Origin of the sequence: Nostoc sp. CmiVER01, assembly GCF_034531135.2 — a bacterium.
GTDB lineage: Bacteria > Cyanobacteriota > Cyanobacteriia > Cyanobacteriales > Nostocaceae > Nostoc.
The window spans coordinates 93,067-116,345 of record NZ_JAVRBU020000004.1; the positions used below are offsets into that span (position 1 = coordinate 93,067).

The 23,279-nt window shown below is 41.4% G+C and carries 23 protein-coding genes; 12 read left to right on the forward strand and 11 right to left on the reverse strand.

What is annotated here, in order from left to right:
- Positions 1-149 precede the first annotated feature (149 nt).
- Positions 150-965, reverse strand: coding sequence for an SDR family oxidoreductase (locus RMZ43_RS07450; protein ID WP_322652661.1), 816 nt, complete (start codon positions 963-965; stop codon positions 150-152).
- Positions 966-1,176: 211 nt separating this feature from the next.
- Between RMZ43_RS07450 and RMZ43_RS07455 the strand changes: the two genes are divergently transcribed.
- The 3 genes from RMZ43_RS07455 to RMZ43_RS07465 all read left to right on the forward strand — a co-directional run bounded on the left by RMZ43_RS07455 (position 1,177) and on the right by RMZ43_RS07465 (position 4,421).
- Positions 1,177-1,425, forward strand: a complete 249-nt coding sequence (locus RMZ43_RS07455) for a hypothetical protein (RefSeq protein ID WP_322652660.1) — start codon at positions 1,177-1,179, stop codon at positions 1,423-1,425.
- Positions 1,426-1,675: 250 nt separating this feature from the next.
- A complete protein-coding gene (locus RMZ43_RS07460) occupies positions 1,676-3,136 on the forward strand; it encodes a sensor histidine kinase (protein ID WP_322652659.1) in 1,461 nt (486 codons plus the stop codon).
- Between the two features lie 616 nt (positions 3,137-3,752).
- Positions 3,753-4,421 (forward strand): AIM24 family protein, encoded by a 669-nt coding sequence (locus tag RMZ43_RS07465; protein ID WP_322648917.1) that lies wholly within the window; start codon positions 3,753-3,755, stop codon positions 4,419-4,421.
- A 192-nt stretch (positions 4,422-4,613) separates the two neighbouring features.
- Here the strand turns inward: RMZ43_RS07465 and RMZ43_RS07470 are convergent, their stop codons facing one another.
- From RMZ43_RS07470 to RMZ43_RS07480, 3 genes are all read right to left on the reverse strand, one after another.
- On the reverse strand, positions 4,614-6,092 hold the full coding sequence (locus RMZ43_RS07470) for a DICT sensory domain-containing protein (protein ID WP_322652658.1): 1,479 nt from the start codon (positions 6,090-6,092) through the stop codon (positions 4,614-4,616).
- A 270-nt stretch (positions 6,093-6,362) separates the two neighbouring features.
- Positions 6,363-7,859 carry a UDP-N-acetylmuramoyl-L-alanyl-D-glutamate--2,6-diaminopimelate ligase gene (locus RMZ43_RS07475; RefSeq protein ID WP_322652657.1) on the reverse strand — a complete coding sequence of 499 codons (1,497 nt, stop codon included), beginning with the start codon at positions 7,857-7,859 and terminating at the stop codon, positions 6,363-6,365.
- A 53-nt stretch (positions 7,860-7,912) separates the two neighbouring features.
- On the reverse strand, positions 7,913-8,221 hold the full coding sequence (locus tag RMZ43_RS07480) for a glutaredoxin family protein (protein WP_322652656.1): 309 nt from the start codon (positions 8,219-8,221) through the stop codon (positions 7,913-7,915).
- A gap of 17 nt (positions 8,222-8,238) precedes the next feature.
- On the opposite strand from RMZ43_RS07480, the gene RMZ43_RS07485 reads away from it, so the two are divergent.
- The 3 genes from RMZ43_RS07485 to RMZ43_RS07495 all read left to right on the forward strand — a co-directional run bounded on the left by RMZ43_RS07485 (position 8,239) and on the right by RMZ43_RS07495 (position 10,290).
- A complete protein-coding gene (locus RMZ43_RS07485; protein WP_322652655.1) occupies positions 8,239-8,589 on the forward strand; it encodes a DUF952 domain-containing protein in 351 nt (116 codons plus the stop codon).
- Between the two features lie 115 nt (positions 8,590-8,704).
- Positions 8,705-8,890 carry a DUF4089 domain-containing protein gene (locus tag RMZ43_RS07490; RefSeq protein WP_322652654.1) on the forward strand — a complete coding sequence of 62 codons (186 nt, stop codon included), beginning with the start codon at positions 8,705-8,707 and terminating at the stop codon, positions 8,888-8,890.
- Entirely contained in the window at positions 8,887-10,290 is a 1,404-nt protein-coding gene (locus tag RMZ43_RS07495) for an AtzE family amidohydrolase (protein WP_322652653.1), read from the forward strand. The genes RMZ43_RS07490 and RMZ43_RS07495 overlap by 4 nt, the downstream gene beginning before the upstream one ends.
- Here the strand turns inward: RMZ43_RS07495 and RMZ43_RS07500 are convergent.
- The 3 genes from RMZ43_RS07500 to RMZ43_RS07510 form a co-directional block, all read right to left on the reverse strand.
- Positions 10,282-10,911 (reverse strand): Uma2 family endonuclease, encoded by a 630-nt coding sequence (locus RMZ43_RS07500; RefSeq protein ID WP_322648910.1) that lies wholly within the window; start codon positions 10,909-10,911, stop codon positions 10,282-10,284. The genes RMZ43_RS07495 and RMZ43_RS07500 overlap by 9 nt on opposite strands.
- 764 nt (positions 10,912-11,675) lie before the next feature.
- Positions 11,676-12,185 (reverse strand): GNAT family N-acetyltransferase, encoded by a 510-nt coding sequence (locus tag RMZ43_RS07505; RefSeq protein ID WP_322652652.1) that lies wholly within the window; start codon positions 12,183-12,185, stop codon positions 11,676-11,678.
- A complete protein-coding gene (locus RMZ43_RS07510; protein ID WP_322648908.1) occupies positions 12,182-12,691 on the reverse strand; it encodes a GNAT family N-acetyltransferase in 510 nt (169 codons plus the stop codon). The genes RMZ43_RS07505 and RMZ43_RS07510 overlap by 4 nt, the downstream gene beginning before the upstream one ends.
- A 289-nt stretch (positions 12,692-12,980) precedes the next feature.
- On the opposite strand from RMZ43_RS07510, the gene RMZ43_RS07515 reads away from it, so the two are divergent.
- Entirely contained in the window at positions 12,981-13,166 is a 186-nt protein-coding gene (locus tag RMZ43_RS07515) for a hypothetical protein (RefSeq protein WP_322652651.1), read from the forward strand.
- Here RMZ43_RS07515 and RMZ43_RS07520 read toward each other — a convergent pair.
- Positions 13,140-13,559 carry a hypothetical protein gene (locus RMZ43_RS07520; RefSeq protein ID WP_322652650.1) on the reverse strand — a complete coding sequence of 140 codons (420 nt, stop codon included), beginning with the start codon at positions 13,557-13,559 and terminating at the stop codon, positions 13,140-13,142. The two genes, RMZ43_RS07515 and RMZ43_RS07520, sit on opposite strands and share 27 nt — an antisense overlap.
- Positions 13,560-13,975: 416 nt before the next feature.
- Here RMZ43_RS07520 and RMZ43_RS07525 point away from each other — a divergent pair, with 416 nt between their 5' ends.
- The 3 genes from RMZ43_RS07525 to RMZ43_RS07535 all read left to right on the forward strand — a co-directional run bounded on the left by RMZ43_RS07525 (position 13,976) and on the right by RMZ43_RS07535 (position 16,090).
- Positions 13,976-14,536, forward strand: coding sequence for a Uma2 family endonuclease (locus tag RMZ43_RS07525; RefSeq protein WP_322652649.1), 561 nt, complete (start codon positions 13,976-13,978; stop codon positions 14,534-14,536).
- Positions 14,537-14,656: 120 nt separating this feature from the next.
- A complete protein-coding gene (locus tag RMZ43_RS07530; RefSeq protein ID WP_322652648.1) occupies positions 14,657-14,848 on the forward strand; it encodes a hypothetical protein in 192 nt (63 codons plus the stop codon).
- A 90-nt stretch (positions 14,849-14,938) separates the two neighbouring features.
- Positions 14,939-16,090, forward strand: coding sequence for an AI-2E family transporter (locus RMZ43_RS07535; protein ID WP_322648904.1), 1,152 nt, complete (start codon positions 14,939-14,941; stop codon positions 16,088-16,090).
- 457 nt (positions 16,091-16,547) lie between these two features.
- On the opposite strand, the gene RMZ43_RS07540 is transcribed toward RMZ43_RS07535, so the two are convergent.
- The 3 genes from RMZ43_RS07540 to RMZ43_RS07550 all read right to left on the reverse strand — a co-directional run bounded on the left by RMZ43_RS07540 (position 16,548) and on the right by RMZ43_RS07550 (position 21,059).
- Positions 16,548-17,396 (reverse strand): DUF928 domain-containing protein, encoded by an 849-nt coding sequence (locus RMZ43_RS07540; RefSeq protein WP_322652647.1) that lies wholly within the window; start codon positions 17,394-17,396, stop codon positions 16,548-16,550.
- Between the two features lie 195 nt (positions 17,397-17,591).
- Entirely contained in the window at positions 17,592-19,922 is a 2,331-nt protein-coding gene (locus tag RMZ43_RS07545; protein WP_322648902.1) for a CHASE2 domain-containing protein, read from the reverse strand.
- A 168-nt stretch (positions 19,923-20,090) separates the two neighbouring features.
- Positions 20,091-21,059 carry a DUF1822 family protein gene (locus tag RMZ43_RS07550; RefSeq protein WP_322648901.1) on the reverse strand — a complete coding sequence of 323 codons (969 nt, stop codon included), beginning with the start codon at positions 21,057-21,059 and terminating at the stop codon, positions 20,091-20,093.
- Positions 21,060-21,622: 563 nt separating this feature from the next.
- Between RMZ43_RS07550 and RMZ43_RS07555 the strand changes: the two genes are divergently transcribed.
- Together RMZ43_RS07555 and RMZ43_RS07560 are read left to right on the forward strand one after the other, a co-directional pair.
- Complete coding sequence (locus RMZ43_RS07555; protein WP_322648900.1) at positions 21,623-22,267, forward strand: sigma-70 family RNA polymerase sigma factor; 645 nt, start codon at positions 21,623-21,625, stop codon at positions 22,265-22,267.
- Positions 22,268-22,310: 43 nt separating this feature from the next.
- Positions 22,311-23,273, forward strand: a complete 963-nt coding sequence (locus tag RMZ43_RS07560) for a DUF1822 family protein (RefSeq protein WP_322648899.1) — start codon at positions 22,311-22,313, stop codon at positions 23,271-23,273.
- Positions 23,274-23,279: the final 6 nt, after the last annotated feature.

Sequence of the window (23,279 nt, forward strand, 5' to 3'; positions counted from 1 at the left end):
CTACGCTATCGCTAACGCAATTTGCTAATTAAGAAACTTAGATGCAGCAGGACTTTCCTGATTTACATGTGTTGCCTCATTTTGGAGAATTGGTATTATCCGATTTCTAGACTTCTTTATAGCGATGTTTGGAAGTCCCTTAGCGCTCACTAGAGCTTAGAGAAAAGAGTTTCCCAGTTAATAGCAGATGGTCTTTGTCCCTGATTGACTATTTCAAAAATTTTCCTGGAACTACTTGGGTGTAAAAGGCATTCTACACAAGCGTTTGCTACATCAATCCGGCTGGTATCACCCGAAAGTTTATCCCCAGTACCTACTACCACACCGTATTTACCCCCAGTTTTTGCCTTTAGGAGGGTGTTGAGGTCGTATGAGGTATATGGCCCGTCAATCAAGCGTCCTGGGCGGATAATGGTGTAGGATAATCCTGAGTTAATAATGGCCTCTTCGCCTTTCTGTTTGGCATCCAACACGCCAAAAGCATTAAGAACACTAAAAGGAAACTGATTTTTACGCTCAATTCCGCAAGAAGAGACGAAAACGAACCGCTTCAAATTGCGGGGTGCTGCTGCCACTAAGTTGCTTACACCTTGGGCATCGACTTTTGCCGGACTATTCTTTGCTTTTGCTTCACTAGATTTGGGGTTAAGAAAAGTGATTCCCCATTCAATCAAGTTTGGCGATTGCTCAAACTCCCATCGTGCAGAGGGAAAGGCAGTAGTTCCAGTACAACTTATGATATGGCTGACATTTTGTGTTGCGGCTGGCAGTGTAGCTGGCTGGCGGATGTCACCAACGGCAATTTCTACTCTGTGGTTAAACATTTCTTCGGCTTTTTTAGCATTGCGTGTCAAAACGCGAACTTTCAAACCCTTTTCTAGTAACTTGCCTACCACTAGTTGCCCAACTCCACCAGTTGCACCAGCAACTAGTACCAAATCTTCAACTGAATTAAAAGAAGTCATAAAGTGCCTTTGAGATGGTCTATTGTTAATCTACTCAAAAAATGCGTAGGCGTAGCCAGCCGTAGGCATCGCCATAGATCCAGATTAAAGATTTGGCTAATGGTTGTTGACTCTGTAGCTTTCAGACACATATCTGGAAATTTTAAAATCAGGGCAAACTCCCCAAAACTGAATTAGCGCAGTAGCCAGCACTTGAGGTTTCGAGCCAGGAATGAAAATTAGTCAAAAATTAATTTCGGGAATTTTAGGAATAGCTACTCTCTCAGTAATTATTGGTGCGATTAATGCTCATCAACAATTGAAGATAGCTAAGTATATTGCTCAACAAGAGGCTGAAGAAGTTGCTGGACTATTGGGATATTTCGTAAGTCATGAACTTGAATACCACGAAATCGGATCGCGAGATAAGATGCTAGCTGAATTGCAAGAGCATGTTACCTCGCTACACAAGAAACGTTAGCGTGATCTGGAGATTGTAGACATGTATTTCAGCACCGAGACAGGGTGCAGAGTTTGTAATTGCAATCCCGATTCGAGAGGCGAAATCAGCACAATCATCAATCTGCGATCGCACTTAGAAGGGAAATTGCGCCCGAATTGTTCGGTTCTACCACTTTCAACAGTACACAAATAGCTATAACCTCGTAGGTAGTAGTGAAATGTCTACCCTAGACGCTGTTAGTCGCTCTTGAATTAAGGGGTGAAAGCCTATGTACAAATGGATATTGCCAAGTCTGAGCGAAATCTTGGCCCAAAATCAATCAAGTGTGACTGAATGTTCACCTGCTAAAGCAGAGCGGCAGTGGCGTGTCAGCCTAGTAGCGACAGAACATTTGCTATTAAATACTTTAGCAGACCCTTCAGTTGACACAACCCAAGGATTAGTTTTAGCTGCACCAGCACCTTTATTTAGTCAGCCAAAACTGACTCAAAGTCTACAAACAGTAACTTTTACAGCAAAACCATTTAACCCATTGGCGCTGATGCCATTTCAGATGCCAGATACAATCGCGTCTGTAAATGAAGAAATCGCTCCTCATGAATCGGTACTTTCTTTATTACCTGCTGATCCACTAGGTGCAGAACAATTTTGCTTAGTTTTTACAGAAAAATTTAGTTTAGTACTGGTTTTAGCAACCCACAAAAACGGTAAAAAAACCTTTTCATTTTCTTTTGAGCCAGAAGTCGTGCAGCAGGCTTGGCGATCGCTAGGAGCAAGGGTAATGCTGGCTAATCCAGAATTTTTTGCCCGTCTAGATACTTTAGTACAAGAGTATCCTCCGGTAGCGCCAGATTGCCGGGTCATGATTCAGTTTAGCCAGTTGTTGCTTCAAGAATTAACAGAAGCAGAAGAGACTAAGGACTCTCTAATAGGAACTGGAGACAAGGAAGATAAAGAGAATAACCCATGTCCAATCCCCGAAGCCAAATCCCCAAATCCTGATGTGGAATTGCTCCAAGCTTTTGCTCACGAAGTCCGCACACCTTTAACAACTATTCGCACCATGACTCGTCTGCTGCTGAAGCGGCGAGATTTAGATGCCAGCGTGATCAATCGCTTAAAAATTATCGATCACGAGTGTACTGAGCAAATTGATCGCATGGAGTTACTGTTTAAAGCAGCAGAATTGGAAACTACTACCTCAGCAAAATCGCCAAAAACTCAACTCACGCCGATGTCTTTAGATCAAGTCTTGCAGCAGAGCATTCCCCGTTGGGAACAAGCAGCGCATCGACGTAGCTTAACTTTAAATGTTGTTTTACCCCAGCAACTACCAACTGTGGTAAGTAATCCTATGATGCTGGATCAGGTACTTACTGGTTTGATAGAGAATTTCACTCGTAGCTTACCTGCTGGTAGTCATATTCAAGTACAAGTTATTCCGGCGGGAGATCAACTTAAGTTACAATTATCGCCCCAATTTGGATGCAAAAATTCAAGTAAAACCGCTATACCTGCAACGCCACCAATTCGCAAAGCTCTGGGTCAATTGCTGATGTTTCAACCAGAAACAGGTACGATCAGTTTGAATATTGCCGCAACCAAGCATTTGTTTCAAGCGATCGGCGGTAAATTGATTGTGCGTCAGCGTCCACACTATGGGGAAGTTTTGACAATTTTCCTTCCCTTAGAAGTTAGCAATAAACATAAATTAGGAATTGAAACTTAGGAGTGAATATTCAAGAATTGTTTTTCAAAATTATAAATATTCATTCTAAATTAACCTGAGTTCGATAAACCTCTCCCTGCTTTGAACTAAAGTTCAAGTCTGCCCCTCTCGCTCGTCGGAGAGGGACAGGTTTTACGTATTAAAGCTAGGGAAAGGTTTTTTTATTAAATATTATTAATTATACCAATTCAATTAATAATTGCAACACATCCTTGGGTAAAGACGCGATGAATCGCGTCTCTACAAATGGTCTATTTGTCGGATTCTTTTTTCAAATTGGTATTACACAAAATATATCTCAAACTCTGATTTCTCTGTGCCGCGCCAGTTGCTAAAGAGCGGGAACGCTAAGAGCGTAGTTTGAGCTTGCTTCCTTGTAGGGGTACAAGTCAGGGAACTGCAAGAGCGCACTGGTTTCTCTGTGCCTCTGCGGTAGCCTGCGGCAAGCCAAGCGTCCACGTTATTCCTAACTCATGCGTAAGTCTTAAAATAGACTTTGTTTAGCAATCTAATTAAATTTTTATGACTTGTCATCTGTAAAAATAGATGCCAAAAATGTATATAAATTCTAGTTAAAAGCGAAGTATACATTTCTGCAAAAGTCAAAAGGAAAATTATGGCAAGTTTTGAAGTAATTGAAAAAGAAAGCTTACGTTTAGTCAAGGTAACTTTGCAAAACGAAACAGTACGAACTGAATCGGGTGCTATGTACTATATACGTGGCAACATTCAGATGCAATCTAAAGCTCCTTCAGCAGGCGGATTTTTAAAGTCCTTAGCCACGGGAGAAAACATTTTCCGTCCTACATATACAGGCACTGGTGAATTATATTTAGAGCCTTCTTTATCGGGATATCACATTTTAGAATTAGACGGTAGTGAATGGATTTTAGATAGTGGTGCTTATTGGGCTAGTGATGGCACTATAGAAGTAGGAGTTGAACGAAACAAATTTGTATCAGGCTTAATTGGTGGCGAGGGATTATTTCAAACAAAAGTTAAAGGCAGGGGTACAGTTGTGATGGCAGCACAAGGCCCTGTAGAAGTAATAAATTTACGAAATGACCGATTAGTTGTAGATGGAAATTTTGCGATCGCTCGCACAACTAGCTTAAATTATCGCGTTGAAAAAGCTACCAAATCTCTTTTAGGTTCGATGACTTCTGGTGAGTTTCTCGTCAATACTTTTGAGGGAACTGGTACTGTATTGCTGGCTCCTGTACCTTATTGGCAAGTCATGATGCTCCGCCAAATTAGCGCCGCACTACCAAAAACTTCTAGCTAATCGTAAGTCTTTGCAGCACAGTTGTGCGATGCCTGCGGCGGGCTACGCCTATGCTAATTTTCTTGGATTTCCGTGGGGAAATCTAGTTATTAGTCATTAGTAGTAATGACTAATGACTAAAATTTTTATAACTCAAATAGGATTGCTATAGCACCATAAAGTTAACTCAGGGGATAATTGTAACGTAACTTATCACTCATTTTCTAATGCGATCACTTTCGGGGTATCGCCAACGCTTGGCAGTTGTACTGTAAAAGTGGAACCTTCATATAATTTACTTTTCACAGAAATAGAACCGCCAGAGCGCACCAGCAATTGCTGTACAATTGTTAACCCCAACCCAGCACCACCATAATCTTCATTTGCTGCTGTACGCACACGATAAAACCGCTCAAAGATTCTGGGAATCTCGCTTTCGGCAATACCGATGCCTGTGTCGCGGAATTCTAATTGGACATAATCGCCTTGAATTCGGGCACGCACCCAAACTTCACCCCCATTAGGAGTAAACTTAATGCTGTTATGCAACAGATTAATCACAATCTGCCTTAGCCCACCAGTCACACACCAAATAGATGGAAGTTCAGTGGGTACGGTGTAGCCTAGCATAATCCCTTTTTCTTGAGCTAGAGGTTGGTAGGTACTAACTACCCCAGGTACAATATCTGAAAGTCGCACCGGCTCTAAAGCTGTCCCCTCTAAATTACGTTCTAGCTGCACCAGTTCCAACAAACCAGTAATCAGGGAATTTTGCTGATCGCACTGGGTATTTAACATCTGTAAATAACGTTGTCGCTGGGGGGGTTTAAGATTAGGAGAATTCAATAATGAAAGTGCTGTCTTCATGTGCGTCAAGGGTGTACGTAATTCCTGACACACATTTTTTAAGTATTCATCTTTAAGTTGCTCTTTGTTTTGTAGTTCTTGATTTTGTTGCTGCAACTTGGTAGTGCGTACTGCGATGATTTGACGATTAATTTCATCTTGTCGCAGGAGTTGTTTTGCAAACAGTTGATTCATTAGTACGTCTTGGGGCGCAGTTGGACAAATAAAACCAACAGGTATTGGGGAGGATTCCGGCGTAATCGCTTGTTCCATACCATTTAATACTTGCTGAATTACTCTCCCCTCAAGAGAATTTATAATCAGCAAGGGCTGGTTTTTATTAGTATTTACCTTGCCCGATATTTTATTTTTGTGTTTTTTAAGTGGTCGATGAGCCAAAATTAAACTGCAAAACTGGGGCGATAACACCATCAGAAAGTTTTCCCGTCGCATTTGGCTATCTGGTGATAGGTGAACGGGGACATGATGAGAGAAGGAGGGGGATAAAGAAGATGAGGGAGATGAGGAAGATAAGGAAGTATTTTCTTCCCCTACTTCCCCTGCTCCCTCATCTTCTCTTTTTTCACTCTCATCAATCTGGCAAGTATAAATGAGACTAGACGCACCTACCGAGGATTGATAACGCGCTAGTTCTGATTGCCAAATTTTTTCTGGTGGTAACTTCACCCATAAAGTGGCTGCAATTTGCTGCTCAATTAGTAAGTCAATTTGCGCTCTCACCAGTGATAGCAGAGTAGCAGGACTGAGGGACAATGGTTTAGGAGGCGCTTGCACTCCCATAACTAGTTGATAAACAGACAGATCCTTAGCCAGAGAAACATTCATGAGTTAAGCACAACTTGAATGAAGCAAGAAATAACTCTGTCTTCGATTTTCACCTTTATGTGTGCATTTTTTACAAAAATCCCACCGAAATAAATATTAACTATAAAAAACTACACTTACGAGGGAGTGGAGAGTGGGGGATGAGGCAGCAGGGGAGGCAGGGGAGCAGAGGGGACAAAGTGACATAAGTTTAGAACTTGCAACAAGTGTTTCCCCTTGTCCCCAATTCTCCTTGTCCCCAAGTCCTCTTTCCCATGCCCAATGCCCAAATTAATGTATGTTCAGTCTTTGGTGCAAAGCGTCGCGTGCGTGTTCTCGGTCGTCAAAATGGATTTTTTCAGTGCCGAGAATTTGGTAGTCTTCATGACCTTTACCAGCAAGTAACACTCCATCACCGGGTTGTGCTTGTAAAATTGCGGTACGAATTGCAGTAGCCCGATCGCAAATTACAGTTGGTTGTACTGTATCAGCAATTCCCGCTAAAATATCTTGCAAAATCCTTTCTGGGTCTTCAGTCCGAGGGTTATCCGATGTCACTACTGCAACATCAGCTAACTCAGCCGCAATTTTACCCATTTTTGGACGCTTGGTGCGATCGCGATCGCCGCCACAACCAAACACACAAATCACTTTACCAGGTATAAACGGGCGTGCAGCTTTCAGCAGATTTTCTAAACTATCGGGGGTGTGGGCATAATCCACAATCACGCTAATATCTTGGTCAGCATCAATTTGTACCCGTTCCATCCGTCCGGGAACTCCGGGAAACTCAGGTATTACAGACGCTACTAACTGCAAATCTAGCCCTAAGTGTAAAACTGCTCCTACGGCTGCAAGAAGATTTTCTAAATTATATTGACCGACTAGTGGCGATCGAAAAGCTACATCACCTTTTGGTGTATGTAATGTACCACTGACACCATTAGGCTGATAACTTAAATCACTCATCCATAAATCGGCGCTATTGTCGTTGACACTGTAACTCCAAACACGCTCAGAATTTAACGAGGCAATTAACCGCTTCCCGTAAGAATCATCAGCATTAATTATTGCTCGTCCCTTGAGATAATTAGGGCTAAATAACAACGCTTTGGCGGCAAAGTAATCTTCCATGTCCCTGTGATAATCGAGATGGTCTTGGGTAAGATTACTGAACACCGCCACATCAAATTCACAGCCCAACACTCTACCTTGGGCTAAAGCGTGAGAACTTACTTCCATCACCCCGAACTCACTACCAGCCTTTACAGCCTCTGCTAACTGCTGTTGCAGTTCCACCGCAAAAGGCGTAGTGTGGGCAGCAGTTTGCTCAAAACCTGCCCAACGAGTGTAGAGAGTTCCCATTAAAGCTGTAGCTAGATTAGCTTTGATGAGCAGAAATTCAATCAGATGAGTAGTTGTAGTTTTGCCATTTGTACCAGTCACACCCACCAGCTTGAGTTTTCGCCCAGGATAACCGTAAAAAGCACTGGCTATCTGGGCACAAGCTTGAGTTATGTTACTTGCACTAATGACCACAGCCTCATTTGTGGGAGGATTTTTTTGTGCAGCTTCGGGAGAAACGATCGCAGCTACAGCCCCGGATGCGATCGCACTTTGCCAAAATTCTCCACCATCAACCCGCGTTCCTGGCATCCCAATAAATAAATCTCCCGCACTACAAGCATGGGAATTCGTCTTCAAACCCCTAACTTCCAAATCTTCCATCGGATAGCTAGGCAATTGTTCAACACTGTCTACCGCCGTTAGTAATTCCCGCAATTTCATTTTGTGAACCTCGTCACCTTCTTAATCTTGCGCTTATTCTGCATTATTTTTTTCTAATTGGCTAAATACTTACGCAACATTTGCTCCAACTGCTGCACACTAGCACGAGGAGAAGGACGAGGCAATGGTGCTTCTATAATTTCTCCCTCCGCGCCCTTGGCGGCTTCTCTGCGAGACGCTTCGCGAAGGCGGTTCGATAAATACAGTACTGGCACTTCATACTCATACGCCGCGAACCAATCTTCACGAGTCGTAATATCCCTAATTTCCAACTCGAAACTGAGATTTTGGATTTTTTCTAGCTTTTCTTGCAAGCCTTCACATAAATGACAGCCGGGCTTACTGTATAAAATTAATCGCATTTGTTAATTAAATTACCATGAACACTATTTTACATATCACCAAAAGCGAACAATGGAAACAAGCAAAAATCCTCGGAACTTATCGCGGTGATACCTTAGACTCGGAAGGATTTATCCACTGTTCGACAGCAGCACAAGTTATCTGGGTGGCGAATCGTTTTTTTGTTAATCAAAAGGGTTTGGTAATTCTTTGCATTGATTCTGATCAAGTTAAAGCAGATATTCGCTATGAAGCTGCGGAGGTAGATAATTTATTTCCTCATATTTATGGTGAGTTAAATATTGATGCTGTGTTTCAGGTTGTTAATTTTGAGGCGGGAGAAGATGGATTTTTTGTGTTGCCGAAAGAGGTTATAAGTTTAGAATAATACCAATTTGAAAAAAAGAATGCGACAAATAGACCATTTGTAGAGACGCGATTCATCGCGTCTTTACCCAAGGATATGTTGCTCGCAGAGAAGACGCCAAGGACGCAAAGAAGAGATGGAAGGATTTAATGTGGGTGAATATGTTGATCAAATAGCGTTGTTGTTGTTAGATTTGCAGCTAAGGGATGAGTATCGTGATAGTGTGGTGGCAAATTTTGAGAGAATTAGTGCGATCGCTAATCTGGTAAATTCTTTTCCTCTAGCAGAGGATATTGAAGTTGCACCAGTTTTTGAACCATGAATGATGCTGTATCGATAGCTGCTGCTGTACGTGAAGGTAAAGTTAGCGCGGTGGAAGTTACTCAGAATGTGATCGCACGAATAGCAGTGCGGGATCATCAACTTAACTGTTTTACGGCTGTGACTGCTGAGACAGCTTTAACAGATGCAGCCCGCATTGACAGGGAAATTGCCCAAGGTAATCATCCTGGAATACTTGCTGGTGTACCTTTTGCAGTGAAAAACCTCTTCGATATTACTAGTTTAACGACTCTGGCGGGTTCAAAAATCAATGCAGAAAACCTAGCAGCAAGCCTTGATGCAACCGCAGTAGCGAAGCTGAAACAAGCTGGTGCTGTGCTGGTTGGCGCTTTAAATATGGATGAGTACGCTTATGGATTTGTAACGGAAAATTCCCATTACGGTACTACTCACAACCCCCATGATTTACAGCGAGTTGCTGGTGGTTCATCGGGTGGTTCGGCTGCTGCTGTTGCTGCTGGGTTAATACCGTTAACATTGGGTTCTGATACAAATGGTTCAATTCGGGTTCCGGCGGCGTTGTGTGGCGTTTTTGGTTTTAAGCCGACTTACGGAAGGTTATCTCGTGCTGGGGTAGCTTTATTTTCTAGCAGTTTTGACCACATTGGCCCTTTTGCGCGTTCGGTGCAGGATATTGCTACGGTGTTTGATGTGCTTCAAGGAGAAGATGATCGCGATCCAATTTGTACAAAGCGTCCGCCTGAATTGGTTTTACCACAACTCAAACAAGATATTTCTGATATCAGAATTGCCATTGCTGCTGATTATTTCACCAAAGGCGCAGAACCGGAAGCTTTAGCAGCAGTGCAAAAGGTTGCTGATGCTTTAAATGTCACTGAATACGTAACCATACCAGAAGCACACCGCGCCCGTGCAGCAGCTTTTGTGATTACAGCTAGTGAGGGCGCAAATCTGCATTTGGATAAATTGCGATGTCGTCCTCAAGATTTTGATGCAGCAACACGCGATCGCTTTTTAGCAGGAGCGTTAATTCCTAGTAGCTGGTATCTGCAAGCCCAACGCTTTAGAAAATGGTACCGCGATCGGGTTCGGGAAGTCTTTCAAAATGTAGATATAATTCTTGCCCCAACTACACCAATTTCCGCACCGCTAATTGGTCAACAAACTATGATTTTGGATGGTGAAGAAATTCTTGTCCGTCCTCATTTAGGATTATTTACTCAACCATTATCTTTTATTGGTTTACCCGTTTTATCAGTACCAATTCAGCGCCAAAATGCTTTACCTTTAGGTGTGCAATTGATAGCAGCACCATATAATGAAGCGTTAATTTTACGGGTTGCGGCTGCGTTAGAGGTAAAGGATGTAGTTTCAGCACCAGTGATATCTCCCAGCTTCCCTCCCTCTTCTTCAACCTAAGCGCTGTTTGAGTTCACGAATGGCGACACTGGTATTGCGATCGTAGGCAACTTCAAAGCACCTAGCAACTATATCCTGGAGATTTATATCTGAAAAATATTTGCTTTGAGTTTGAGCAAGATATTCTGTACCTTGTAACTGATAAATACACAGTTGTTTTTTGCGGTATAGCCAGACTTCTGGAACTTGGTAAGGGAGGTAATCATTCACATCAGAATAACTCGTTACATCAATCTCCAGCACCAAATCAGGAGGAGGATCAACACTCCAGTCAATTCGCTCCTTACCAGATACGGCTTCCCAATGGTCAATATAAAAACAATAGTCTGGTTCGATTCCACTCTCCTCTAGTAATTCCATTGTCACAGGAGTAAAAGCATCGTACTCACGTCCAACATAATCCAGCAGAACTGTAATGATATTTGCGATTAAATGGGCATCACGTCCATGTTTAGGAAGAGGAGACATGAGCAAGACTTCTCCATCTTGGAATTTTATGCGAGGAATTGAATTGCCACCTCGTTGCTGACACAAACTCTGATAATCTTGCCAGGTTGCAGGCAACCGCACAACTGCTCCCACAGGTAGCTGAATTTTCTCAAGCGAGACTAATGCAAACATAGCTCAAACTTTAGAAATTGAAAGCTCAAGGTTATTATAATTCTTTTGTTGAATGCTTAAAAATTAATTTTTTGGGACAATTTATTCTTTAGAAATCTCTTAAATAATAATTGAAAATTTTTGTAAATTGCTGCGTCAAACTTTTAGGGCTAAGGCCCAGACGAATACTTTGCTCCAGTGTATCCACAAATTTTTACCTATACTACTATTCCTTTTTCTTCTGCTGTTACCGAAGCATGGTACACGCCCTACGATAACATTCCAGATATTAAAGCATTCAATACGATTGATGTTAGACCTGCCGATAACGCAGTTCAGCTATCAATTAGAGCACAGTCTGGAGTACCAGGAAGGGTACGCCTGAGAATTTATGTTAAGCACTAAGGAGTGTTTTAAAAGGCGTTGCATAATGGCGGTATGAATTGAGATGAAACTGGATATGAATGTGTGCGTTGTCGGTTGTGCCACATTCCTAAAAACGGAAAGATTCATAGATAAACAGAATCAAATTTGCTGTGATTGCAACGTGCATTCCGCCCGGTTCGCTAAAGCTAATTCATTGACCGCTATAGACCTCTTGCAAAAATAATTCATGGTACAATAATAAGCTTTAAAATTTGCGTTCAATTGGAATTAGACATACCAATGAAGTAGTAAAGTTTTCTGCATCGATTTGGATGTGCATTTTTAACAAAATTCTTAATGCATACCACAAAATAATTTTGCAAGAGGTCTACTGAATTTTTGATTAGTGCGAGATAATACTATACCCCATTAAAAGCAGATGGATAAAAAACTTTTCCTTTATACTTTTGATGATAGCTTTGCAGTGGTTTAACCATGAAGACATCCTCTGGTACTGGAAAAGGAGACTCGATTTCATAAACAACAGAAGGCTGAAAGCCAAAGCGAGTATAGAAGTGGGGATGACCAAGGACAATCACTATAGCTTCTTTCTTTGCCTCTGCTATTTCTAACCCTGCTTTTATTAGTGCGCTACCAATACCTTTTTGTTGAAACTTTGGACGAACTGCCAAAGGTGCTAAACCGAGAACCTGTAGTGTTTCTTTACTCACCAGATCAATGTAGCTGAATAAAATATGACCGACTACAATATTTTCAATCTGTGCAACCAGAGAAAGTTCTGGAATATAGCGGTCAGAACGGCGAATTTTCTCTACAAGTTTAGCCTCATTTTCTTGCCCAAAGGCTAATGTATTCACCTCAGCTATTACTGTGTAGTCTGACAAAGTTTCACAACGGATATTGATCATTTTAAAACTAATTCCATAAAAACCCAGTTGGCTCGATATTCTAAAGGAATCTCTGTTTTTTCTAAATACGGCTCGATATCCTGAAAGCCATATAGACGATAAAGTGTATGTGCTTCCTTTGCAAAAGGGGTGCTGTCTAAACGAATCTTTGAGTAACCAATATTAGAAGCTTCATTGATGATAGTTTCTAATAATGCTCTACCGATTCCTTTTTTGCGAAATTCCGGCCTTACATACATCCTTTTAACTTCGCCAATATCTTCACCAATTTTTCGCAAGCAAGCGCAGCCTGCTATTTTTGCTTCGTATTGTCCCAAAAGCAAGCGTCCTAAAGGAGGTATAAATTCGTGCAGTTGAGTCATATATTGCTCAAAGAATTTATTCACATCTAGATTGATGCCAAACTGATGACTGAATATCAACTTAGTCTCGTTAAAATATTCCCAAAAGAGTTGGTGTATGTGAGATTTATATTCGTCAGTTTCTACCTGTATAATTTTCAGCAAAGTTTATGCCTCCGCTAAGTAATTAAATAAAAATCGGTATAACTCACCGTTTGCGTAAATCGCAATACATACACAAACCACCTTCTAGACGTAAAAAAGCCACCTCTACTGCATTTAGCAATTCAAAAGCACCTGCTAACTCTGCAAACAAGGATATTTCCCAGCAAGTATATTCAGGTTCAGCAACAATTACAGTTACTGCCGTTGAGGTCGAAGAATTAAGCTAGGCAAAACAGCGCGATCAGCCTGACGGGATGGCTACGTTTACCGCCTGCATCTAGAACGCCGTGTGGAAAGAGCATTTTTTGAGGCAGGTAAGGCGTTGGCAGAATTGCATGATGGGCTACGCCCCACCGTTAGCGATCGCCGACTATACCGTTCTACGCGCCTGAAAGTTTTTATTGATAATCCGTGCTGGGTAACTAAATTACGAGTTATTAATAACAGATTATCTTCTTCTGCGTCTGTTATCTAATAAATTAACAGCAGCACCAGCAGCAGCACCATTGACACCATTTTTCCAGGTAGTTCTACAACCACCAGAAATTGCACCTGCCAATACACCAGCACCAGCACCTACACCGATATCTTGAACAGGTAAACGTCCGTTTCTTCTTCTGGCTCTGGCGCGTCTTGCACCATTGGCAGCATTAACAGCAGCACCAGCAGCAGCACCTTTAAAAGCATTGTCTAATACCGAACCACACTTTGTTACAACTCCACTTAAGACACCTGCACCGGCTCCAATGGCTGCATTATTAATAACTCGGTCATCAGCAGAAGCAGGTTGAACCGGTATTAAGCTAGTACTAGATAAAGTAGCAGCCATCAAGCTAGGTAAGAATGCGCGTTTTAGCATATTTTGCATGGTAGTACCCTCTAAAAATCTTATGATTGGTGAACAACCAAATTTCAGTGCGATCGCTAATCCTCATATTTCTAATTTTAGACAATAGCAATATTATCTAAAAGAAGGATATTTGGATAATTACACACACTAAAACGTAATTTTAGCCCAAGTTTGTTGTATTTACTGAGTGGACAATAATTAAACTGACCAGAAGAGGCAAGGGGAGCAGGGAGCTTTCTAGCAGATATTGCTATGTTAATAGCTTAGTTTGATCTAAAATGTCTCAGCACTAAAAAAAAAGTTCATCGCCTCATAGGTTTGGCAAAAAGATAATTTATAGCACCTATCAGAAACGAAGGATGCGAGGATAGCAAGCTTTAAGAGTAGGCGATCGCACGCTCATAATAAAACTATCCCCTTCATACTATTTACTTATGGCGATCGCAACTCAACCCCAACTAACTTTAGACGAGTTCCTCACACTGCCAGAAACTGAACCAGCATCAGACTTTATTAACGGAGAAATCATTCAAAAACCAATGCCCCAAGGTGAACATAGCTTGCTCCAAGCTACTCTTTGCGAAACAATTAACAGCATTGCTAGAAATCAAAAAATTGCTTACGCTTTTCCAGAACTACGCTGTACCTTCGGTGGTGCTTCTATCGTCCCTGATGTCTCTGTGTTTCGCTGGGACAGAATTCCTAAAACTGCATCTGGTAGAATTGCTAACCGCTTTGAAATTCATCCCGACTGGGCAATTGAGATTCTTTCTCCAAACCAAAGGTTAAAAAAAGTGTTGAGTAAATTATTGCATTGTTCGCGCAATAGTACTGAACTCGGCTGGTTAATCAACCCAGAAGACGAAAGTGTGCTAGGGATTTTTCCTGGACAGCGATTGGAATTATACGAAGGTGCTGATAAATTACCCATCCTTGACGGTATCAAATTGGAACTGACTGTAGAACAAGTTTTTGGCTGGTTGAGTTTGACGTGAATAAAGCAAAGGTATTTCCTAAAGAAAGTTGGAAAGGATTGTATCTGTAGGTTTATTGTAGAAACTGGGCGGTACAGCGCAAATTCGTGTGTACCACAAAAATTTGTATGCCGTACTTTTATGCAAAATCAACTAGTATTTGTTCTGAAACTGCTTTTACTCTCGGCTTTGTTATCAGTATTAATTAAGTATGCAGGGCCAAGCCTATCAATTCCAGTAACAGCAACTAACGCGCTAATTATAGTATTGTTGCCGATCGCGATTATGGCGATCACGCTACTGTGGCGATTCCAAGCACAGAAACAAAATTAACTCAAACCATAGACGCACAAGTCACTAAAATCAGTTAATCTAGCTGAATTACCAAAAAATTGCATCTCGCCAACCGTCGGGAGTCAGCCTGTGAACCTCGGTCAATGGATCGGCTTAATCGCCATACTTCTTTCTTTATACATCCTGTGGCAAATTCGGGAAGTGCTTTTACTGATGTTTGCCGCAGTTGTGTTAGCTACCACCTTAAATCGGCTAGCGAAACGCTTCCAACGCTTTGGCATGAAGCGTGGATTTGCCGTCCTCCTCGCAGTAGCTATCTTTTTTGCAGTTATTGTAGGTTTTTTCTGGCTAATTGTGCCGCCATTTGCACAGCAGTTTCAAGAACTAACCTATCAGGTTCCTAAAGGGTTTGGGCGCTTTAATGATTGGCTTGATGCCCTGAGAACTCATATTCCTAACCAGTTAATTCCCTACGTCCCAGATATTAATAGTCTCATCCAACAAGCACAGCCCTTCGCCAATCGGCTATTGGGAAACTCCTTTGCCTTTGTATCTGGCTCTTTGGAAGTTGTCCTCAAGATTTTGCTAGTGTTGGTTTTAACGGGAATGATTTTAGCCGACCCCGTGGCTTACCGCAAAGTATTTGTGCGGCTTTTCCCCTCATTTTATCGGCGACGGGTAGATGGGATTTTAGATAAATGTGAAGTCTCTTTGGAGGGATGGATTACAGGCGCTTTCATTGCCATCTTTGTAGTCGGGCTGATGAGTCTGATTGGCTTATCAATTTTGCATGTCAAGGCAGCACTTGCTTTAGCGGTTTTAGCGGGATTTTTTAACTTAATTCCCAATCTGGGCCCCACGATGAGTGTAATACCAGCAATGGCGATCGCCTTTTTGGATGAACCTTGGAAAGCGATCGCTGTTTTAATTCTCTACTTTTTTATTCAACAGGCTGAGAGTAATTTCATCACGCCCGTTGTTATGGCGCATCAAGTTTCATTGCTGCCAGCCGTTACCTTAATTGCCCAATTATTTTTCGTCACCTTCTTTGGTTTTTTAGGATTATTTCTGGCGCTACCCCTGACTGTTGTTGCTAAGATTTGGTTACAAGAAGTACTGATCAAAGATGTTTTGGATGAATGGGGAAATAACCATAAAAAAGAGACTGAGCTTGTGATAGTTCCTGAATCTCTTGCAGCAGATGATAATTGGACAGCAGAAAATCCCGATATTAATCGGGAGCGACGCATTGATGATGATATTTTGCAAAAAGAAGATTAAAACAATTCGCAATGGGCAACTCTTGGAGACGCTAAAAGCAAACGCCCCGCGACACTAAGGCAATTATGTTTTTTTTGGGACGGTGATTTAGATTTGTTCTGATTGATTAGTTTGTTACCAAAACCCTGTAGAGACCCGAAATTTCGCGTCTCTATAACCCCGCAAAATTAATGGGACAGACTACTAATACTAAGTTAATCAATTTTAGATTTTAGTTCTGAAAATCCTAGTTGGTAGTGGTCGAGTTACCGCTCACTACCAATTAGGATTTTATTTTTATATTTAATTATGGCTACCTCCTTATACCAATTCGCAATGACGCTTGTTCCTCTCTACGAGACGCTACGCGAACGCTAACACTATTAAAAAACTTACTTAGCAAAGCTTTCAGGGTTTATATCTGTTTCATTATTTTAGTGAGTTAGTATTAGTTGCTCTGGATAATGTGTTTCTTAGTCTAAGGTTTATCCGAAACTATCGGTTCTGCTGCAACATCATCTAAACGGATGCTGCTTAACAAGTTTTGCCACTCTGCTTGTAGTGCTGCATCTTTAGGATTTTGATCGCGCAGTTGGGCCAGTGTCGTCAGTGCTTCGTACCATATCCCATTTTGGGCATAGATGGCATAGCGCTTTAGAGGTTCTGTAGTTTGTAGCTCTTTGAGAGCGGCTGGTTTGAGTTCGATTCGTTGTATTACTCCTTCAACAAAAGTCGGGGGAGAATTTTCTTGTTTATCACAGTTAACGGTTAAAAACCAGCGATATTGTTTGTTTAGTGCCAAAGCAGGAGCGCTGGTAGGCAGAGAAACGCGGATAACTCCTGGTTTATCTGGTAGAGCGATCGCTTCTTTGTAAATGTCCTTCAAATCCTGATCTTGCAGTACAAATTCGACTGCATAGGGCAAATCTTTAGTATAAGGCACATAGAAAAACAAACTTGGGTGTTCTTCCGTTGTCTGTCCCCAGACATTAGTCACCGAGTTAGCTTCCTCAGTGAAAGGCACTAAAGCAGTCAGATCAGTTTTAGTAATAGGAAGTGGACATGCATCATCCCCGCCGTCGCGCTTCGCTCCACCACGAACGCGACCTGCGGGAGGGGGGCCAGATGGAAGTGAGGGTTGATTAAAAGCAGTGGCTTGAGCAAGGTTCGTTTTAACACCAGGGTGTAGGCGTAGCCCGCCGTAAGCATCGCTAGGTGAAGAACTAAGAGTTGGTTTTGCCAGTACTGGAGTCAGGCTAACTAGTAAACTAGTGCAGCTAAAAGCTACTACTAACAATGGTTTTATTGGTTGTGAATTTGACTTCATAAAAACCTTCCCTTAAGTATGCAAACCTAATAGAATTATCTACTAGTTATCCAAAAATTTCATACAGAAATCTTTTTCCACTCCCTAGTGAACTCTAAGAATTAAATTATCCAAATTTGTCTATCCAATACAATTATCAGATTTTTTTCCCCTACCTGCCTTAACAGATCAATTTTCTTAACTAAGTGTATTGCTCTATTCCCCGGTAGCCGCCCGAACTTTTTTTGGTGAATTAAATATTGACATCAAGCTAACCGTGACAATCAACGACAAAGCCGAAGGTACAAAGGGCACCCAAGCACCCGCAATTAACAGACCAAAGCAAAGTAAATATAGAACACTAGAGGTAATAATAAGTACCAATGCTAACCAAGGGAAGGAAAGCTTTCGCCAAACCAAGACTCCCCCTATTAAAGACCAGCCCCAAATCCAGGCGACCTCAGCCCACAGTGACCAAACCCGCAGTAAGGGTCGCCCATCCTGCACTGCACTGAGGATTTGGCTGATCATCTGCGCTTGTACTAACACTCCTGGCATTTGCTGATCTAAAGGAACGCCGAATGGTGTAGGCCAGGTGTCTGGAGAATCCCCCTTTGCCACCACACCAATCAAAACAATTTTATCTTTGATCGCACTAGGGTTAATTGGACTAGATAAAAATTGGGTTAGCTTCACCTGTTCGGCTATTTGTTTTGGGGAACGGTAATTGAGTAAGATTTGTCCACCATTGGCATCAATATTTTGATAGCCGCCAGTCCGAGATTTCAGGTTCTCAAAAATAGTTTTACCTAACTGCAAATTCCCTTCAGGAGTGAACTTTGGTTCAATCCCTAAAGGGTGCAGATACCGGGAGGCGAGTTCTAGACTGAATGCAAAGGGAGCAGGACACAACGATGTCGCCTCTTGGTTCATGAACAGGAGATGCCGACGGATAACTCCATCACGATCGTGAATAAAGTCACTGAATCCCAAATTTGTCTTAGGGATTTCTGGCGGCGGCTGATTTCCTGGAATATTTACTGTGACATCACTTCCTTTACATACGCCAATCAAATTCTCAGTTTTTTGAAGACGAGTAATTAAATCTGGTTGTTTGGCTTTAAAATCACGGTAGATGTCCAAGCCGATCGCACGGGGTTGGTATTGATTCAGTTTTGCCAGGAGTTTGTTAAGAGATTTTTCGGAAATGGAAGCTCCAATTAAATCCTCGTTATTTTTTCTTTGAATTGCCAGATCGTCATCGTCAATTGTAATTACCAGTAGTCGGGAATCAAGTCCTTCGGCAGGGCGCGATCGCATCATCAAGTCATAGGCTGCGATCTCTAAAGTTTCTACCAATCCCAGCAATCTCGGCCCACAAACAAAGCCTGTAATCACCAAACTGGATAATAAAGTTATTATAAATCTCTGTCTAGTAGACAAAACTAAATTTGCTGCTTCAGTTTTTGTAGACCTTAATTCATTCCAAGTAGGTGGGATCTGCGCTGGATTTTGGCAAATCATTGGTAGCCAAGTCGCACAGGGAAATTTATCCTCAAGTCCTTGCAACCGTTCCCGCGCTTGGCGTACCGACTGATATAAAGGTTCGCCACTGGCAAAACCTTCGAGAAAATACTTTAAGAACTCCTTGGCAACTTGATCTGGGACAGGTTCACGCATGACGATCATCTGAGGGATTTGCAAATCAGCTAGTTCTCGCGCCAATCCCAATCCATCACAGGAGTTGAATATAGCTAGTTGCAAGCCGTTTTCAATGGCTTTCTTTAGAGCATACTTTAACTCGCTAATGCTGAGACTATCAGTTTTATTCAGGTAAATTCGTCCGCTTTCGCCATTTTTGTTACTAGAACTGTGCCCAGCAAAAAAGAGAATATCCCAGTTTTTTCCCCAAAGATGCTCAGTCAATTCCTTCCGTTGTGGTTCTACCAGAAAGCTGACCTCTGCATTACTACACTGTTGCAGTAAAGCTTGATCGGCCTGGGTGTCAATTCCTTGACTATTGCCCACAATCGCTAAAATATTGACTAAGGGATTTTTTGTGCGTGGTTTGTGAATGCGATCGTAAGATGGTGAAGAAAGGGCGATTTCAGCCTTGGGGTAGCGTTCTAACAAATCCCACAGATGCCAGGGTAATAACTGCAATTGGCTATTTTCTGTTTGCAAAATTACCCGTACTTCTTCCGTGGACGACAATCTTTCTAACCATTTTTCCCTCAAAGGGCGAAACTCCTCTGCTCGCAGCCACGTATTAAAGCGGGCCCGCAAAATATGAGAAGCGTTTTCGCAATCTTGAATCATCGATACATTCGTCACCTGCATTTTGTCAGCATGGAGACGATAACGATTGCCTATCTGCCGATAACTAGACTGCCAATGACTATAATAGAGCGGCATTTCGGGAAATGAAGGTAATTTTCCCGTAATTTCTGTTGTAGCACGCTCGTGTTCTTCACCAATTTCGAGGGTTACAGCAAACCCTTGCTCAAAACTACCCTCTCCAAATTTCAGAACCACTAACTTACTCATGCCGTTGCTATCCCCCTGTAGGAAACCATGCCCTGTTCTCATGTTTCATCACAAGCTCTACAAGCATTTATAGATTTTTTTCAAAATCCTTAAAAGCTGGCTTGAATTTTTAATTAACCAATTACCACTTAATAAATTATTGACAAAAAGGGAAGATAGCTAGATGTTTTAAATTCTAAAATATTCGGTAATGCTAGTATCATTTATGGCTATTTTAACGCTAAATTGTTCTCTAGGTTCACCGCGAAACTGCAACTGAATGTAGTTATCTAATTTTCTAGATTGAGCATCTAGAAATACTGTTCCCGAACTATCTAAAACGGTGAGATGAACTCCTGGTGGCAAGTAAATGTGATTACCAGTGGCGTGCAATTGGAGATGAATACTGGTTTGCTGATCCTTTTCTGGGCTGATTTCTACAATCAACATGACAGGTTGGTTGAGAATTTGGATACCCAAATCAATCAGTTTTGCACGTTTAGTAATTGATTCTGGTCGGTTAAGGGCATTTAATTCGATAGTATCAACACTGCGAAAGGCATAAGTTGGTCTGAGTTCTGGCACGTTCCACAGAGATTCAACAGTCTGCCAACCTGTCTCAAATATACCAGCAAACCATTGACTTAGATTCACCATTGGACTAGCTGGGGATTGGCGCAGTTGGCCCAGGTGGTCTATAAACGCTTCCAATGGTTGCAATTGCGCTAAAGGCAACGTTTCATTTTTGACACTGGGAATAAAACCAAGCAACCTCGCTTCTTGGAGCGATTCATCAAATTGAACTACTAAATAACCCACCCGTTCTTCCCAAGTTTCTGGAGGAATGGAACATATCTGTTGATGCAAATGGACAGGGCGACACTCCAGACGACCAATAGAGGGCACTTCTAAATCAGCTACATCCCCACAGAGGCGCATAATTGGGTTCCAGCTGTCACTAGCTTGGAGGTTAGTAGGAATATCCATCATTTCTAAGTAGTCATTTACCACCCACACAGCCAAGGTATTCAGCCGAACTTGCTCTGCTTTTTCAAAATTTGGCTGCTGGTTAGCAAATTGCTCGGCAGTTATCCGAGCTAATTGGGAAATCGGCAATGTTAAAGCGGAATTGTCTAGCTGGTGGGTGGAGTTAGTCATAAGGAACTTCTTAGTTGATCAATGCTGCTGTATACATATCACCCGCATTAACTAAATTTATGCCACAAAATAGAGAATAATTATTGGAAAAAAAATAATTAGGGATTGAGGGCTAGACCTCAACAGTTATCGGTTATCAATTAATTTGTCTGTTGGGAGTCAAAGTCCCCGACGAATACAAGTGGCGTGTTTCATTCAGGGTCAAATCTGCGACTGCTTCCAATGATTAAGCTAATCGCCATTCATTTTTCCAGGTTGATTTGTTTATAGTAAGCAGTTCCAAGCATGCTTTTATGCAACATAAATGCTCATAAGCTTAACTGTTCACTAATTTAATCCGGTTCGGGCAAGATGCTCACCTTACAAGATTAGATAATTTATTTCTTGGAGTTCCCAAACCAAGGTATTCCTTAACTAAACAGTATTAATACTTATTTACATCTCTTTCATGTCTGAGCGAAAAGTTTTGTAACGATTGTGGCTAGTCTGTGTAAAAATCGCAATCCATACATGAGAGATATATACAGATTGGCAAGTTGGTGCGTTTGAATTCGAGGTCTTTTATGACTAACGGCTGGAGAAAAGAACTAGATGTACAACTTAAAGAATTAACGCTCAAAGCCCAACAACACCCATACGCAACCAAAGAACAGCGTGTAGCTTTAACACGGCTGATGAATGCGATTTGGCAGTCGGGTAGACTGATTCATCCTTATAAGGGCCAATTTCAACTAGTTTATGAAGATATTTATGATGAGGCAGTACAAAATTTATTTTTCTATCTTTGCCAAGATAACAATATTAAAAAGTATGATCCAGAACGCGGCGAAGTTCTAACTTGGGTAAATATGCTATTGAGTAAACGCTTTTTTCCAGAAGCTATTCCCAAGGTTATCGGCAAAGGAAATGAAATAAATCTCGAAGACTCTCATCTGGAAAATATCCCATCATCTCAATCTCAACCAATGTCTTTATCTGAACAAATAATAGAATATATAGAATCTGATCCAGAGTTTATTTTTTGCCAAGAACACATCAAAGGTCATCCAGAAGCAAATTTTCAAGCTATAGCTAAAAGAAGATACTCTGGAATTTCCTGGAAAGAGATTTCGGCAGAATGGGGTATTGGAATCACATCTCTACATAGTTTCTATCAACGATGCCTAAAAAAGTTTACTGATAAACTCCAAGAATATATATGTATTTAATATTTAAGAAACTTTAGTCATCTAATCAAAAAATATGGAGAAAATGGCAGATCCTTTAAAATTTACAGGGCCTATACCGCCAGATGGAAGACATCGAGCAGAAGAGTTATGTAGGCGACAAGCCACGCCAAAAAAAGCTGAACAAGTTCATCTCAATACTTTGTCTGTGTCTTTCGTAAACTCTTATCTACAATACATGGGATTTGAGACAGACTTAGGCAAAAGCGATAGTTGGAACCCTGTACAGCAAACACTTATGGATGTAGCCGATTTGTCGCTCAAAAATTTGGGATCGTTAGAATGTCGCCCAGTGTTTGAAGATGCACAATTTATTTACGTACCGCCTGAAGTCCAGTCAAATCGAATTGGCTATGTGGCTGTGCAGATAAAGAAATCATTTCGAGAAGCGACACTGCTGGGATTTGTCAGGCAGGTACAAACTGATTTGTTACCAATCAACCAGTTGCAACCTTTGGACAATCTACTGGAGTATTTAGAAGAGCTTACTCAAGTGAGGCAAGCTGAGTTAGCTTCTCAATTGCCCACTGACAGTAAGACTTTAGTTAAACTCAAACAATGGTTAGAAAATATTTTTGAGTCTGGTTGGCAAGAAATTGAAACTATCTTTAATTATCAAAGTGCTAATCCAAATTGGAATCTAAGAAGTGCTAATGGTTCTTTTGTTAGCAGGGGTAAGCTGATTGATTTAGGAAAGACAGGAATAATTCAATCTGTAATTCTAGTCGTTGGTTTCATTCAAGAGAAGGAGCAGGAAATAGATATTATCGTAGAAGTGCATCCTACATGGGGAGAAATTTATCTACCACCAAATCTCCAACTGATGGTAATTGACTTTGAAGGAGTAGAGGGAGAATCTATTATGGAAGCGCAAACTAGAAGCAGTAACAAGAATATTCAATTGCAGTTTAGTGGCGATGTAGGAGAACGTTTTAGTATTAAATTGGTCTTGGGAAATATTAGCGTGATAGAAAGTTTTCTCATCTGAAGCGAA